This window comes from Cyanobium sp. HWJ4-Hawea (assembly GCF_024345815.1).
In the GTDB taxonomy this organism is placed as follows: domain Bacteria; phylum Cyanobacteriota; class Cyanobacteriia; order PCC-6307; family Cyanobiaceae; genus Cyanobium_A.
Map to the genome: position 1 here is coordinate 1 of NZ_JAGQBV010000002.1, position 13,702 is coordinate 13,702.

A 13,702-nucleotide genomic window follows, 5' to 3' on the forward strand; every position below is an offset into this window, starting at 1 on the left:
AAGTCAATCGCCAGGGTGCCGGTGTTTTCCATCCCTCTGGCCGCGACTGCCCTACGATCATCGCTAGAGACAAGATCAGGTGCGTTTGGGCAAGATGCAAAGTGCAATCGGTGTGAATTACAAGGAATTGGCCCAGCGGGCCGACAGCCTGATTCGCTACTCCAGCAACCGGTACCTCACCACCGTGCGCATTGCCTTTAGGGCCAAGCAGCGCCGTTTCGATGATTTTGATGGCCTACTCGATGACTCGATGGTCAAGCCCGTGCAGCGGGCGATTATTGAACTCAGCGACGAGCAGGATCAACCCGATCTGCTGCCTGGCTGATAACTAGCCGGAATGCTGGTTCAACAGGGTGAGGGCTGGCGTTTTCTGGTCGATCCAGGGCGTCACCCTTATGTTGTGTTGGTGGGTGGCTGCGGCTGGGCCACGGAGCTCACCGCAGCAGAGGCCCAGGAGCTGCTGCAGGGCGTGGCCAAGCTGCAGTCCCAGCACGGGGACCTGGCGGATCAGTTGATGGCAGAGGAATCGATCACCCTTGAGTGGGAGTTGGGGGAGCTTTGGCTTGAGCTGGAAGGTGATCGAAATGGTTGGGGCCTGCGTTTCCTGCTCAGTCCAGAGGCCATGCCTGGCCCTGGCCCTAAAAGGCGGGCGGTGGAGGGGAGCTGGAGCCAGGGAGCGGCCCCAGCCTTTGCTCAAGCCTTGGCAGCGGGGCTAGCTGGGTTCAATCCAGCCTGAGACCGGCTTAGTTGGTTTTGGGGCGATCAGCAGCTCTGATGGTTGCTGGGGTATTGATCCCTCCCCAGCCCAGGGATGGAAATTCCCCAGCTTTTCCCCAGGCCAGGCTGCCGGCAGCTAGCGGCCACCTGGGCCCTGGGGATTACTTGGCTGGCTCGTCCGAGTCCCTTGACTCTCCAGGTTTTGGCTTGATGTCCGGCTAAGGCCTCGCCCCTGCTTGGTTGGGCCCCTGTGGGGTCAGGCGATCTCAGCTTGCGAACGGTGGGCCCACGGTTTTTTGCAGCTGGTTGACGCCCTGGCGGGGGTGGGGGCTTACTGGGTTGGCAATTGATGGCGGCAAATGGCCCTGGGCGTGGCGAAGGAGTTGGTAAAGCTTCCTAAGGAGCAAGTAGCCCAGGTCGAGGAGGGACTGGTCAGCTTTCGCGCCGAGGTGCCCGAAGCCCTGCTCAGTGCCATGAAGATCTTCATTGAAGGCCATCCCAATTGGGATCAATACCGCCTAGTGCAGGCGGCTGTGGCGGGTTTTTTGGTGCAAAACGGCCTGGAGGATCGGGGGGTTACCCGCTGCTACCTGGCCAATTTGTTTCCAGGCCAAGCCAGTTTTAAAGGGAATTGATCTCTGCGAATAGTTGCCCGTAGGCCGCTGCCAGGGTGCAGAAGGTCACCGGCAGGGCCACCAGCAGTCCCACGGGCAGCACCAAAAAACCGGCCAACAGAATCAGCAGCACCACCAGGGTCAGGCCCAGGGCATGGAGCCAGTGGGGATCCACGGCAGCCCGGCCGCTGCGGAAGGAGGCCAGGGGGGATAGCCCGCCGATCAGGGTGAGCGGCAGGCAAAGGATTTGATCGGCAGCCAGATATACCGCCACCGCCACTCCCGCCACCAGGGGGATGGGAGCAAGCCAGGGCTGCAGCAGGGTCAGCAGCCAGGCACTGGCCTGGGCAAACCGCAGGATCAATGCATTGAGCACCAGGATCAACAACAAGGTGCCGCCGCAGCGGGCCATGGCCCGGCCATCAAGGCGCATTAGGTCCTGGAGGCTGGGTCTCTGGCCAGCTAGGGCGAGTTGGGCTCCCCGCATCAGGCCCACCACCAACCAGAGGCTGGTGGCTGCATAGGCCAGCCAGGCCAGGCCTGCCAGGGCAACGGCCAGGCCATCGGGATGGCCAAATAGACCCACGATGCGGCTGCTCTCGTAGCGATAGAGCAGCTGGCTCAGCAGGTTCGTACCCCCACTAACCAGGGTGAAGCCCATCAACACCCAGGGGCAGTGGCGGAAGGCTTTCCAGCCCCTCTCCAGGGCCCCTCGAATGGCGATTGCCGGGTGGTGTTGGTGTTTGGGCTGGGGCAGCTGCATCGCCAGGGGGGCTAGCTCCCCTCCAGGAGGGAGAAGAGCTTCTGGGCACTGGCCTCAGGCACCGGCAGGATTGAAAGGCGGTTGCCCCGTTTGACCACTCCAAGCTCCTCTGGGCCAAAGGATTCCTTGAGCTGATCAAGGCTGAGGAAATTGCTAAAGGTGCGCAAATAGCGCAGACGGGCGCAATCCCAGCGCGGCTTGGCGGGGCTGGCCGCCGGGTCGAAATACTTTGATGCGGGATCGAATTGGCTGGGGTCGGTGAGCCCGGTTTCAACCACCTCCATCAGCCCCACAATCCCCGGTGGCTTGGTGTTTGAGTGGTAGAAGAAGGCCTGGTCGCCCACCGCCATGCTGCGCATGAAGTTGCGGGCCTGGTAGTTGCGAATGCCATCCCAGAGGGTCGTGCCCTCGGCCTGGAGATGGCTGATCCCGTAGACATCGGGCTCGCTTTTCATCAACCAGTAGGCCATCGTCTCAATCCTTGTCGGGCAGGGAAGCTACCAACTGGCGGAAATGGTCGCCGCGGGCTTCGAAATCACTGTATTGATCGAAGCTGGCGCAGGCAGGTGAAAGCACCACCTCAGGACAACCCAGCCTTGCGGCTAAGGCGGCTGCCTGGGTTACGGCCGCCGCCAGCTCTGGGCAGCAGACCACCGTGCCGCCATAGCCAGCGGCATCAAGCAGGGCGGCAAATTCCTGTTGGGCTGCGCCAAAGAGCACCACTGCCCTGGCCTGGGCCTTGAGCCCCTCGATCCAGCCGTTGGCATCGCCCTGTTTGGAGGCACCACCCGCCAGCACCACAAGGGGGCCCTGCAGGGCTTTGAGGGCCACCTCGGCGGCGTCGTAGTTGGTGGCCTTGCTGTCGTTGAAGTAGGTCGCACCCCTGTGGCAGCCCAGCCGCTCGAGCCTGTGGGGGACCCCTGGAAAATGGCGAAAGGCCTTTTCCATTTGCTGGCCGCTGAGGCCCGCCTCCAGGCAGGCCGCGGCAGCTAGCAGCAGGTTTTGGCGGTTGTGGGCGCCGGGCATGGCCAAGCAATCGGCCGCCATTAAATGCTCAGGCCCGCCAGGGCCCTGGCGCCACACCCCATCGCCCTCAATCCAGAGCGCCGGACCTATGCCCTCAGGCAGCTGCGACCGCAGGGCCAAGCGCGGCCCCGCCGTTACCCAGGTGGCCCGATCCCAGCTGCTGGCACGGCTAAGGAGGTCGGGATCATCGCCATTGAGGATGCGCACTTCGCTGCGCTCCAGCAGGCTGCGCTTGATGGCCCGGTAGTTGTCGAGGTTGCCGTGGCGCTCCAGGTGGTCTGGGGTGAGGGTGGTCCAGATGCCGATTTTTGGTGCCACCTGGGCGGCTGCTTCGATTTGGTAGCTGCTCAGTTCCACCACCATCCATTGGGGCAGGGATTGGCCCGGTTGCAGGCGCTCGAGCACCAGCTCGGCGGCCGAGAAACCCACATTGCCGGCCATCGGCGCATCCAGACCTGCGCTTTGGAGCAGGTGGCTGATCAGGTGGGTCACGGTGGTTTTGCCATTGGTGCCGGTGATGCCAATCCAGGGGCTGCCAGTGCTGGCGCGCCAGGCGACGGCCACCTCCCCTTCCACGGCCACTCCCTGCTGGCGTAGGGCCACCAGGGTGGGTTGATCCCAGGGGATGCCGGGGCTCACCACCACGCGGTTGGGCCGGGTTGCCAGGGCGGTGAAAGTTTCTGCTGTGAGGGGTTTGGCCAGCTCTACGGCAATGCCGAGCTGGCGGAGGCTGCCGGCAAGGGCTTCTTGCTCGGGCCCGCCTTGGCTATCGATCACCAATACCGCTTCACCCTGCTGGCGGAGCAATTTGGCGGCCCCCCTGCCCGACCTACCCAGGCCGACCACAACGGTTAAACCAGCTGCGGCCCCAGGGTTCTCAGACAACGTTGCCTACAGCGTGAACTGGAAAATGGGCGATACTGGAATCGAACCAGTGACTCCTACCGTGTCAAGGTAGTGCTCTACCTCTGAGCTAATCGCCCCAGAAGCGCCAGCAACCTAGCAGCGGACGGGATCGGGGCCTGGGGTAGACAGTCGTCTGATTGGAGCCCATGGGCGAAGAAGGGGATTCCGCCGATGTAGTATTGATGCAAATATACACTCATATGCCGGGGCTTTGCCAGTTAATTAATACTTTCGGTGCCTGCCTAGGTGCTGGCACTTTATTGATGGGCCAGGTCGCTGTTGCAAGCCCTGCTCCCCAGCGGACTGCAGTTCCTATCCGGGCGAAAACCCAGGCAGCGGCTACTGCCAATTCGCCAATTCCTGCGAAATCCCGTTCTTCTGTCATATACGACACTTACATCCTTGGCCCTGGAGATTCCCTGCAGGTTGAGTTAATTGATATTCCAGAGCTTTCTGGTGTTTACTCAATCGGGCCTGACGGCACCATGTATTTGCCCCGCTTGCGGGCTTTGTATGTGGAGGGCCTAACTGTAGAAGAGCTGAGATATTTCCTGCAGCAGCAGTTTAAGGCCTATGTGCGCTCCCCTGAAGTGTACGTAAGGCCAGTTACTTACCGACCAATTCGGGTATATGTGGGTGGTGAAGTGCGCAGGCCTGGTTACTACATCCTCTCTGGTGCTCAGAAGCTTTCGGGGGTGTCAGGATCCGCCGATTCTTCTATCGCTGCCGACGGTGGGGCAAACTTTTCTTCCCGGCCAGGTGTTTCAGGTGCTGATTTGGCTGGTGGCTCCCAGGGTGCATTGGCTTCTGGTGGCGGATCGGCAATTGGCGGATCGGGTGTGGTTACTTTTGGTGCCCTGTTCCCCACTGTTTTCGATGCAATAAAGACAGCCGAAGGCATCACGCCATTCTCGAATCTGGCGGACATACAGGTAACCCGAAGGCAAGCTCTTGGTGTAGGGGGTGGCAAAATCAGGACAAATTTGAATTTCCTTTCGCTTTTAAGCGAGGGGGATGAGTCGCAAAATATCCGGCTTTTCGATGGGGATGTGGTTTATATCACTAAAAGCACTGTTGTGCTTAGAGACCAGCTTCTCAAGGCTGGGCAAACCAACCTGAATCCAAAGTTTCTTCAGGTTTTTATGAGCGGAAGAGTTAACACTCCTGGAGCAGTTACCGTGCCCCAAGGGGGTACGTTGAATCAGGCCATAGCAATTGCAGGGGGCCTCAAGTTGCTGCGTGGTCAGATTTCCTTTATTAGATTCACTAACGAAGGTGAAGTGGACCGTCGGGTTTTCTCATACAGCCCTGGGGCCTCATCAAATTCTTTGAAAAATCCCATCTTGGTGGCAGGCGACATAATCCAAGTCCAGGAATCTGCCCTTTCTGCTGGAGTTACAGTGCTGCAGGAAATTACGGCACCACTCTTGGGGATTTATGCCACTCAACAAGTATTTAGCAACTTAAAATAATGATGAATAATGATTCGAAGGCTTCTATTCAGCCTCCAGCGCCAACTTCTGACGATGAAATCGACCTAGGGCAACTTGTCTCGGCCCTTAAGCGACATTGGAAATTGATTGCCAAGGTGGCAGGTGGAACATTTTTGCTAAGTGCTATTTACGCTTTTGCTGCCCCTCGGGTGTGGGAGGGAGAGTTTCAGATAGTCTTGGCCAGTAAGGAATCGAAATCCGGAGGAGGTGCGCAGGCTTTTCTGCAGTCAAATCCAGGATTGGCAAGTCTTACGGGGTTAAAAGGCGACGGGGATGCCCTTAAAACAGAGGTAAAGATTCTAGAAAGCCCTTCAGTACTAAAACCAGTATATGATTATGTAAGGCGTCAAAAAGCTCTGCAAGGAGTTAATGTTGACGACCTCCGTTTTGATGATTGGATAAAAAGCGTTGAGGTGAAGCTTGAAAAAGAAACATCGGTTCTTAATGTTGCCTACCAGGACAATGATCGAGAACTGATTGTTAATGTTATTTCGCGGATTTCCCAGGCATATCAATTGTATTCCGGGCGAGATCGGGAGCGAGGGATTTCCCAGGCAATTCGTTATTTAGATCTGCAAATCGGCAAATACCGTGTTAAAGGTGTTGCTTCGCTTCGCAAGGCCCAGCAATTTGCCATTGAGCAGGATCTAACCGCCCTCAAGGGTGAAGAAAAGGGCGATGCTGAAGTGATTAATTCCTTGAATATTGAGGCTGTCCGCGTACAGGCCGCAAATGAAATTCGCAATATTAATGAGCAGTTAAAGCAGCTCAACGCTTTGAGCAATGATCCCGAGGCTCTGATGTACATGGGAAGCAATATTCCTGAGTTGGCGTCAAAGGGATTACCTGTGCGCCTTGACCAAATCGACATGCAGTTAGCAATGTTGAAGTCAAAATTTACAAACAAAGAGGACGCTATTCGCCGCTTGCAAGAAAGCAGGCTAGTTCTGATTAGGACCCTCAGGCGTCAAACCTACGGCTATCTATTGGCAAAACGTGCCTCTGCCCAAGCGCGCTTGGCCGCAGCTGAGCGGCCAAAGGGTGTCTTAATTCGCTATAGAGAGCTGCTAAGAGAAGCGGCAAGGGATGAAGCAACTCTTACTCAGTTAGAGGTCCAAAGACAGGCTTTAGCGCTTGAACAAGCTCGAAAGGAGGATCCATGGGAGCTGATCTCTACGCCAACCCTGCTGGATCGGCCGGTTTCACCCAGGAAGGGTCGCAACATGGCCCTTGGCCTATTGGCCGGCTTAGTGCTTGGTTCAGGTGCCGCACTTGTGGTTGATCGGCGCGGCGGAAAGGTTTGGAGTCTGGATGAGTTGCGCAGTGCCTTGCCCTATCCCTTGCTTGCCCAGCTGGAGCTGGCCGAGCCAGCAAGTTGGAAGGCACCTTTAGCCCTCTTGGCGGATGGCGCTTTACAAGGTTGTCCGCAGGTCGCTTTGATTTCAGTAATGGGTCCATTGCCCAATGACCTTCAGCAGATCCTCCAGGCAGCACTCCAGCTCTCAGATCCCGCTGCCCAAGTTGTTGCCACCACCGATCTAACCGTGGCTCGTAATTGCCAGGCCCAGCTGCTCGTGCTCAGCCCCGGTATGGCAAGCCGCGAACAGTTGGTTCAACTGCGTCAAAATATTGAGCTCCAGGGACAGCCCGTGGCTGGTCTGCTGGTGATCAATGGTGCCTAGCCCACCAACTCCAGCGGCCCAGATCCCAGTTCAGCAGCCCGCCATCCTTTGGCAGGCCCTGCCTGCTGATCAGCGCGACCGCCCGGGTGGGCCCCTTTTTAAGGCCCTACCCCCAACTCCTGGTGCCAGTTCGCCTGCTCCGCCCTCTTGGAAGCAGGCACCATCTGCGGGAGCTCCAGCCAGCTTGCCTTTTTGGAAGCCCCTGCCTTCGGGTTCCTCCTCCCCAGCTCCCCTGGCGGTGCAATGGAAGCAGGTGCCATCTGTTTTGAAGGGGATCGATGCGTCTAGCCAGGTGCCAGTGTTTAAGCCCTTGCCTGCTGGTCAATCGCCTGCGGCGATTCCAGTGCGCTGGTTTCCCCTGGCCATGGCTGCCTCCGCCCAAGCCAAGCCCATTTGGCTACCTGTTCCGGAGGGGGAGCCGGCCTTCAAGCTTCCATCTCCCGAAACCCTTGCCGCTGGCCGCAAGCCACCCACTAGCAAGGAAGAGGCTCAGGAATTCCTGTCTGCCTATATGCCTACGGCAGTGGATTACGGAAGTTTGTTGCGCCTTAGCCAACTACCCACCGCCAACTTGCTGGAGGAGGGTGGCGGCACCTTCAGCTTCCAGCAGGTAACTCCAGCCAATGGTGGTGCCGCAGGCGGTAGCGGTAACCAAAACTATGGATTTCGAGCCGATCTCGCAATTAATTCCGCCGTGATGGTGTCGGCTTATTACACCTATGCCGACGATCCCCTCTATGCCCTAATCCCAAGTCGCCCCTCCCAGCCCGCCAACTTCTGGAGTATCTATGGCGGCAGCATTCGTGCCCGTCTAGCTGGCCAGGGCCAGGGGCCTGGCAGCTGGCAATTAGCAGCAGAGGGATCCCTAGAGCTCTTCAGCGTAGGTAGTGGCTGCGGAGGCACCGTTAGTTGCGACGGCCCTGGCACCCCGAACATATTCAACAACTCAGGCCAGCTGGTCTTCACCCGCAATTGGGTGGGTTCACTGTCGTTCCCCCTCTCCTGGCAGGCGAGCCGCCAGCTCCAACTGTCTTTTTTGCCTGCTATCAGTTTCCTGCCGGATACCCAGGGGGCAAGTCAGGGCGGTGCCGGCAACTTCTATGGCACCAACATCAGCCTTGGTCTCGGTGCCAGTTACCGGCTGGGCAACCAGGTGCAGCTTTTTGGTTCCGCCATGCTGCCCCTTGGGCCAGGAACTAATGCCTTCGACAGCGCCCTCAATTTCTACAGGGTGCCGATCCTCAGCGCAGGCGCCAACATCGCCGTCAATCCGCGTATCGGCTTGGAGGCCAGCATCACCAATGGCTTTGGCCTCAGCCCTGCCACGGCTCTCCTTGCCTTGCCCAGCGCGCCGGCTGAGCCCATGCTCAGCACCCGCTTCATCTGGACTCCCACCGCCCCCGATTCCCCAAGTCCCCGCTACACAGCCCGCCAAGCTTCCCTTGCCCTTGGTGGTCTCACTGTTAACAGCGCCCTCACCCCTGCCGCCGGCACCACCCAGCTTTGGTTCAACGGCGACAGCCGCGGCAACCTTTTCTTTGATAGCTCCTATTCCGTTTCCAACGACTTTCAATTCCAGTTGGCCACAGGCGTCTTCAATGGCATCGAGCCGCGCAACAGCTACGTCAATACCTATCTCGGGGATGGCGGCTTCAACTTGCGTTTTGGTGGCAAGGCGATGGTCTTTCGGCCCACGAAGACCCTTCCCATCTGGGCGGCCGGTCGCATCTCCCTTGGCCGTAATGAGGATCCCAGTAGCAAGCAGGGCTACATCCTTTTTGAGACCATCAACACCTGGGAAGCCACCCCAGTTATGGCCTTCAATTTCAATCCCAAATTCGTCCGCAATGGAAACGGCACCAGCTGGGGAGTGGGCTTCAGTGCAAACTTCCAACTCGGCCGTAGCTTCCAGCTAATACCTGAACTCAACGCAGTTGCCACCGACCTGGGTGGCAGTAACGGCACCAACGGCAGCCTGGCCCTGCGCTGGCTTGCCTCTACTTCCACCACTGTTGATCTTTACGTATCCAACGCCGCCGGACTGCTCGATCTAGGTCAGCTGCTTGGCAATGACCAGATAAGGGTGGGAGCACGCCTCGGCCTTAGCTTCTAGAACGCAGTCGAACCTTGATGCCATTGCGGGAGCGCAGGGTAAGCCTTGCCACCAATTCCGGCTCATGTTCTCCTTCAGGCAGTATCTCGAAGCGTCGCACCAGCTCCGCCAGTAGCAGTAGGGCTTCCTGCTGGGCAAAGGCAGCGCCTGGACACTTACGGGGCCCAAGGCCATAGGGCAGAAAGGCATCGCGGGTCCAAATCCGCTCTTCAGCGGTTGCACTCCCTGCTGTGCCATCAACTAAAAAACGCTCCGGACGAAAGTCGTTGGGTTGGCTCCAATGTTGCTCGTGGCGCTGAATCACCCACGGGGAAATAGTTACCAGGGCCCTCACTGGGCATCTGCTGCCAGCCAGTTCGGTGGTGGTTTGGGATTCGCGGATGAAGAAGCTCACCGGCGGATAGAGCCTCAGGGTTTCGTTGAAGACTGCAGCTCCATAGCTGAGCTGGCGAAGATCCTCAAAACCCAGCGGTTGCTGCTGCGCGCAGGCTCGGTCGCCGATCACCTGTAGCACCTCGGCGCGCAGGCGCTGCTGAACTTCTGGGAAGCAGCCCAGTAAATAGACCGCCATGCCAAGGGAGCTGGCGGAGGTTTCATGCCCCGCTAGAAACAGGAAACACACCTGATCCACCAATTCATCACGGCTGAATCGGGCGCCACTTTGCGGGTCGCGCGCCTCGATTAGGGCCGCCAGCAGGTCGTTGGGGCCGGTGTTGGTTGCTGGTCCTGAATCAGGGTGGACGGATTCGGCAAGCCTGGCATCAATCGCCTTTGCCAGCCACTGGCGAATTGGTGCGGCATGGGTGGCCAGATAGGCCTGCAGTGACCGCCGCGGTATGCGCAGAAAACGCAGCATCAGGGCCCTTCCCGCCCGTTTCTGATAGCGACTAAAGGCCGAAAAGATAGCTATCGCCTCTCCCTGCTCCAGCGGCCGCGACAGGATCGTTCGCACGATCACATCGGCCGTCACCAGAGTCATTTCGGCTTCGGCATCCACCACTCGGCCATCTGCCTGCGACTCCAATCGGGTCAGGCTGGCCTGGCAGGCTGCCGCCATCTGGGGGAATACCCGCTGCAGTTGGGCCACCTGGAAGGCCTGGTCGAGCAGTCGTCGCTGTTGGGCCCACTCCTCGCCGTTGACCGAAAAGATTGCCCGGCCGATCAGTGGCTCCAGGATCCACAGGGTGTAGGGGTGCTTGGGAAACTGCTCCACCTCCCCAACCATCACCTTGCGGACTGCCTGTGGATCATTCACCAGCAGTAGGTGCTGGCCAAGGAAGCCCAACGCTCCCACCGGGATGCGGAAATCCCATTCGTTGAGCAGACCCAGCCAGGAATGGAGACCGCGGCGGATGCGGATTAAGAAGTTGGGGGTATAGGGCTCAGGTGGTGGATAGGTCGGAGTTTTTTGAAGGGGCATGCTCATGGCAGAAGTAGCTCCTCGATTAGGTCAAAACCTCCACTGAGTTCGGCTTCGGCAGTGCGCAAGTATTCGAAGTGGAGATCAAACTGATGGCTGAGCAGTTCCCCCAGCTTGTTAAGCCCCTGCCTCTGGGCTAGGGGGATCAATTGCAAATCGGGATAGGCCTCTGAGCCTTGCCGCGGTACCCGGCAACTGAGGTATGGATCTACCCCGGCAAAGCAGAGATAGTCGTGGCGTGAGGTGATATCTCGCCAGGGGAGTCGGGGTTCTTGGGCCAGCAGGGCTAGGTCGTCATGGAAGCGGTGAGCTTTGGGGTGAACGGCCAAGTTGGCGAGGTTTTGGCCCAGGCTCATGAGCCTCAGCCTGCCCGCCAGCTGTCGATCGATGCCCTGCCGGCGCAAGGCGGCCGCCAACATCGCCATCACAAAAGATCCACTGCTGTGGCCCACCAGCCACACTTCCTGGGCGGGCTCAGCCAACTCCAGTGCTCCGATCCGCCCAGCTAGCTCCTCCACCCGCTGGCGCAGGTCGCCATCGCGGGCTTGGCCGAGTCTGTGGGTGAAGCGGATTGAGCGAAATAGCCAAACTAAACCAAGCTTTTCAGCCAGGCGCCAGGCCTGCCAAGAGCCAAACGCCACCAAGGATGGGACGAGGGCAAACTTGATCCAGCCAGAAAGTTGGAGCCAGGTGGCCAGAGCACCAAGCAGGACTACCGCTATTGCGAGCATTAGCAGTACAGCCGCTAGATACAACGCTGGATAGAGGCCACAAAGAGCTACCTGGGGGGACCAGCGGCGCATGCGCAGATACCCCCCTCGGAGCAGATACCAGAAATAAATGCCGATGCCGCTGAAAAGCAAAATCAATGGGCTTCGCGGCCAGTGGGCTCGGGCGATGTCATCCCAGTGCAGAAAGCAGAAATCAAGCTGCAGGCCCTTTTCTTCACGGACCTGCCAGCGACTGATCAAGTGATCAACCTGCGCACCTCGGCGATGGCTTACATGCAAATGTCTATTGCTACGCCGTCTTAGCTGGCGCACTTGTTCGCAGAACAGGCGGTAATAAAAGCCTGCCCCGCGGGGGTCAAAACCGCTTAGGAAATAAACCCTTCTCCTGGGAATGCTTTGAACCACAATGGATTCACCGCCTGAATCATCTTGCTCGCTACCCGTATGCTGCAATTACGCAGTCTCCCTTTGACATTTGGCCTAGCGGCAACATTACTTGCTTTACCGCTACAGGCCGCCGCTCCAAGTGGCAAGGTGAGCCTGAAAGGCAGTAATGGCAAGTACAGCGCCTCTGTGGTGGTGCCGGTTTCGGCTCAGAAGGCCTGGGGGGTGCTTACAAATTATGAATCCATGGCCGGCGTGATGCCGGACATCCAACAGGCCAAGGTGGTTAGTCGCTCCGGCAGGTTGGTTGAGCTATTGCAAACCTATAAAGCCCCATACACCTTTGGTCTCAGTATTAATGCCCGTCTGCAGGTGCAGGAAACGCCCCCCAGCAGGATGAGATATCAGCTGATAAGTGGTGAGCGTATCAAGGAGTTGCAAGGCATTTGGTCGATTACTCCGGTGCGAGGAGGGGTGCTGGTGAGGCACCAGCTCCAGGTGGTTCCCCAGCTCCCGAGCTTCTTGCTGGGGACTTACTACGAACTCATTGAAACCAACCTGCGCCAGTCGATGCAGATCCTGGCTCAGCAGATGCTGAAGGGCTGAATCACCAGCTAGGGGTCAAGCCGCTCAACGCTTTGGCCCCGAACCCGATAGTGCACGCCGCGCCACTCCACCCGCCGAGCAAAGGTCGCCCTCAGGGTGGCTAATCCGTATACGAATTGGGCTAGGGGTAGCCAGGTCAGCAAATGAATAATTTTGATTGCCCCGATCCTGTTTGGCTGACCAGCCAGGGTGAGCATTGCCCCAGAGGCCACCGTTTCAATAAACACCAGCAGCATCAGGCAACCCAATTCGTAGCTCAGAAGCGCCGCCGCTAGCCAACCCAGCCCATCAGCCCCCATGGCTTGGCCCAGCAGCAGCACCAGTAGGGCTGCCAACAAAAGAAGCCAGGTGCCAAGGCCGTGCAGCGCCACCAAGGGCCAGGCGGGATGGTGCAGGCGCGCTGTGAGCAGCTGGCGGCTGATCCAGCGAACCAGGGGGGCCAGGCTGATCTGGTCGTCTCTATCGAGAGCGATTAGCTCTGGCCGAAATTGGTGGCGCCAGCCACAACGGGCCAGGGGCGCTGGCAGGCCTGTGTCTTCGCAGAGGCTGGTCGCCAACACATCCCGCCAGCCACTGGGCTCAATCAGGCTGCGTCGCACCGCCAGGGAGCCCCCCCAGGGAATGCCGAGCAGGGTCATCAGCACCAGGGCGCCGCCATTCCAAATCGCCCTCACCAGGCCTGGTCCAGTGCCGTTCTCCGGTTCGTACCAGCGATTGCCTGAGACCGCTCCCACTCCTTTCTGCTCGCAGCCGGCCGCTAGGGCCCCAAGCCAGCCCGTAGGAACCACCGCATCGGCATCCACCAGCGCCACCAGCTCGGTGCTGGGGTCCAGTACCCCGAAGGCTTGGCGTAGGGAAGCGCTCTTTAAGGATCCCCGAACAGGCATGTTCTCCAGGGGGATCAGCCGGACGCCCTGCCAGCTTGCCAATCCCGCCGTCTCGAGTTGGACGACCTTACTTTTCGCTACTTCCCAGGCTGGATCCTGGGGCGAATCCACCACCATCAGCAGCCGCCAGGGGCCCGGATAGGCCTGGGCCGCCAGGGCCTCGAGGGCATCTGAAAGGCTGGGGTCAGCTCCCCTCAGGCAAAGCACCACCTCGGCCGGAGGAGCCGGTAGGGAGAGGGTTGGCCGCCCCAGGAGCCGCCGCCGCACCACGAAAGCAAATGCAAGGGTGAGCAGAATTTGTATGGCCAGAACGGCCATTAAGCCGGTAGCCAGGAGACGGGCGCTTTGGCCCAATAGGGG

General features: G+C 59.0%; 14 protein-coding genes and 1 tRNA gene. 8 read left to right on the top strand and 7 right to left on the bottom strand.

Going from position 1 to position 13,702, the window contains the following annotated elements; genetic code table 11:
• Positions 1 to 94 precede the first annotated feature (94 nt).
• The 3 genes from KBY58_RS00730 (at position 95) to KBY58_RS00740 (ending at position 1,352) form a co-directional block, all read left to right on the top strand.
• On the top strand, positions 95 to 325 hold the full coding sequence (locus KBY58_RS00730) for a DNA-directed RNA polymerase subunit omega (protein WP_254933876.1): 231 nt from the start codon (positions 95 to 97) through the stop codon (positions 323 to 325).
• A gap of 12 nt (positions 326 to 337) precedes the next feature.
• Positions 338 to 736 (top strand): DUF1818 family protein, encoded by a 399-nt coding sequence (locus KBY58_RS00735; RefSeq protein ID WP_255002291.1) that lies wholly within the window; start codon positions 338 to 340, stop codon positions 734 to 736.
• Positions 737 to 1,076: 340 nt separating this feature from the next.
• The gene (locus KBY58_RS00740; protein ID WP_254933874.1) at positions 1,077 to 1,352 is read left to right on the top strand and encodes a DUF2811 domain-containing protein; all 276 of its coding nucleotides are present in this window, start codon (positions 1,077 to 1,079) and stop codon (positions 1,350 to 1,352) included.
• Here the strand turns inward: KBY58_RS00740 and KBY58_RS00745 are convergent.
• The 4 genes from KBY58_RS00745 to KBY58_RS00760 all read right to left on the bottom strand — a co-directional run bounded on the left by KBY58_RS00745 (position 1,339) and on the right by KBY58_RS00760 (position 4,103).
• Complete coding sequence (locus KBY58_RS00745) at positions 1,339 to 2,094, bottom strand: hypothetical protein (protein ID WP_255002292.1); 756 nt, start codon at positions 2,092 to 2,094, stop codon at positions 1,339 to 1,341. The two genes, KBY58_RS00740 and KBY58_RS00745, sit on opposite strands and share 14 nt — an antisense overlap.
• A gap of 11 nt (positions 2,095 to 2,105) precedes the next feature.
• Complete coding sequence (locus KBY58_RS00750) at positions 2,106 to 2,564, bottom strand: EVE domain-containing protein (protein WP_254933872.1); 459 nt, start codon at positions 2,562 to 2,564, stop codon at positions 2,106 to 2,108.
• A gap of 4 nt (positions 2,565 to 2,568) precedes the next feature.
• Positions 2,569 to 4,005: a UDP-N-acetylmuramoyl-L-alanine--D-glutamate ligase gene (murD, locus tag KBY58_RS00755; RefSeq protein WP_255002294.1), complete on the bottom strand. Its 1,437-nt coding sequence runs from the start codon at positions 4,003 to 4,005 to the stop codon at positions 2,569 to 2,571.
• Between the two features lie 26 nt (positions 4,006 to 4,031).
• Positions 4,032 to 4,103, bottom strand: a tRNA-Val gene (locus KBY58_RS00760).
• 69 nt (positions 4,104 to 4,172) lie between these two features.
• Between KBY58_RS00760 and KBY58_RS00765 the strand changes: the two genes are divergently transcribed.
• The 3 genes from KBY58_RS00765 to KBY58_RS00775 are packed head-to-tail and all read left to right on the top strand — an operon-like array spanning position 4,173 to position 9,314.
• The gene (locus KBY58_RS00765) at positions 4,173 to 5,498 is read left to right on the top strand and encodes a polysaccharide biosynthesis/export family protein (protein ID WP_255002296.1); all 1,326 of its coding nucleotides are present in this window, start codon (positions 4,173 to 4,175) and stop codon (positions 5,496 to 5,498) included.
• A 2-nt stretch (positions 5,499 to 5,500) separates the two neighbouring features.
• Positions 5,501 to 7,201 carry a GumC family protein gene (locus tag KBY58_RS00770; RefSeq protein ID WP_255002297.1) on the top strand — a complete coding sequence of 567 codons (1,701 nt, stop codon included), beginning with the start codon at positions 5,501 to 5,503 and terminating at the stop codon, positions 7,199 to 7,201.
• Positions 7,194 to 9,314, top strand: coding sequence for a hypothetical protein (locus tag KBY58_RS00775; protein WP_255002298.1), 2,121 nt, complete (start codon positions 7,194 to 7,196; stop codon positions 9,312 to 9,314). Before KBY58_RS00770 ends, KBY58_RS00775 begins: the two co-directional genes overlap by 8 nt.
• On the opposite strand, the gene KBY58_RS00780 is transcribed toward KBY58_RS00775, so the two are convergent.
• Positions 9,304 to 10,740 carry a cytochrome P450 gene (locus tag KBY58_RS00780; protein ID WP_255002299.1) on the bottom strand — a complete coding sequence of 479 codons (1,437 nt, stop codon included), beginning with the start codon at positions 10,738 to 10,740 and terminating at the stop codon, positions 9,304 to 9,306. The genes KBY58_RS00775 and KBY58_RS00780 overlap by 11 nt on opposite strands.
• Positions 10,737 to 11,375: a hypothetical protein gene (locus tag KBY58_RS00785; RefSeq protein ID WP_255002300.1), complete on the bottom strand. Its 639-nt coding sequence runs from the start codon at positions 11,373 to 11,375 to the stop codon at positions 10,737 to 10,739. Before KBY58_RS00785 ends, KBY58_RS00780 begins: the two co-directional genes overlap by 4 nt.
• Before the next feature lie 243 nt (positions 11,376 to 11,618).
• Here KBY58_RS00785 and KBY58_RS00790 point away from each other — a divergent pair, with 243 nt between their 5' ends.
• Together KBY58_RS00790 and KBY58_RS00795 are read left to right on the top strand one after the other, a co-directional pair.
• Entirely contained in the window at positions 11,619 to 11,768 is a 150-nt protein-coding gene (locus tag KBY58_RS00790) for a hypothetical protein (protein ID WP_255002302.1), read from the top strand.
• A gap of 231 nt (positions 11,769 to 11,999) precedes the next feature.
• Positions 12,000 to 12,455 (top strand): SRPBCC family protein, encoded by a 456-nt coding sequence (locus KBY58_RS00795; RefSeq protein ID WP_255002303.1) that lies wholly within the window; start codon positions 12,000 to 12,002, stop codon positions 12,453 to 12,455.
• An 8-nt stretch (positions 12,456 to 12,463) separates the two neighbouring features.
• Here the strand turns inward: KBY58_RS00795 and KBY58_RS00800 are convergent, their stop codons facing one another.
• Positions 12,464 to 13,660 (bottom strand): glycosyltransferase, encoded by a 1,197-nt coding sequence (locus tag KBY58_RS00800; protein ID WP_255002304.1) that lies wholly within the window; start codon positions 13,658 to 13,660, stop codon positions 12,464 to 12,466.
• Positions 13,661 to 13,702 lie beyond the last annotated feature (42 nt).

Coding starts and splice junctions, on each gene's coding strand:
- KBY58_RS00730 (WP_254933876.1), top strand. CDS start 95: ATGCAAAGTGCAATCGGTGTGAATTACAAGGAATTGGCCCAGCGGGCC.
- KBY58_RS00735 (WP_255002291.1), top strand. CDS start 338: ATGCTGGTTCAACAGGGTGAGGGCTGGCGTTTTCTGGTCGATCCAGGG.
- KBY58_RS00740 (WP_254933874.1), top strand. CDS start 1,077: ATGGCCCTGGGCGTGGCGAAGGAGTTGGTAAAGCTTCCTAAGGAGCAA.
- KBY58_RS00745 (WP_255002292.1), bottom strand. CDS start 2,094: ATGCAGCTGCCCCAGCCCAAACACCAACACCACCCGGCAATCGCCATT.
- KBY58_RS00750 (WP_254933872.1), bottom strand. CDS start 2,564: ATGGCCTACTGGTTGATGAAAAGCGAGCCCGATGTCTACGGGATCAGC.
- KBY58_RS00765 (WP_255002296.1), top strand. CDS start 4,173: ATGGGCGAAGAAGGGGATTCCGCCGATGTAGTATTGATGCAAATATAC.
- KBY58_RS00770 (WP_255002297.1), top strand. CDS start 5,501: ATGAATAATGATTCGAAGGCTTCTATTCAGCCTCCAGCGCCAACTTCT.
- KBY58_RS00780 (WP_255002299.1), bottom strand. CDS start 10,740: ATGAGCATGCCCCTTCAAAAAACTCCGACCTATCCACCACCTGAGCCC.
- KBY58_RS00800 (WP_255002304.1), bottom strand. CDS start 13,660: ATGGCCGTTCTGGCCATACAAATTCTGCTCACCCTTGCATTTGCTTTC.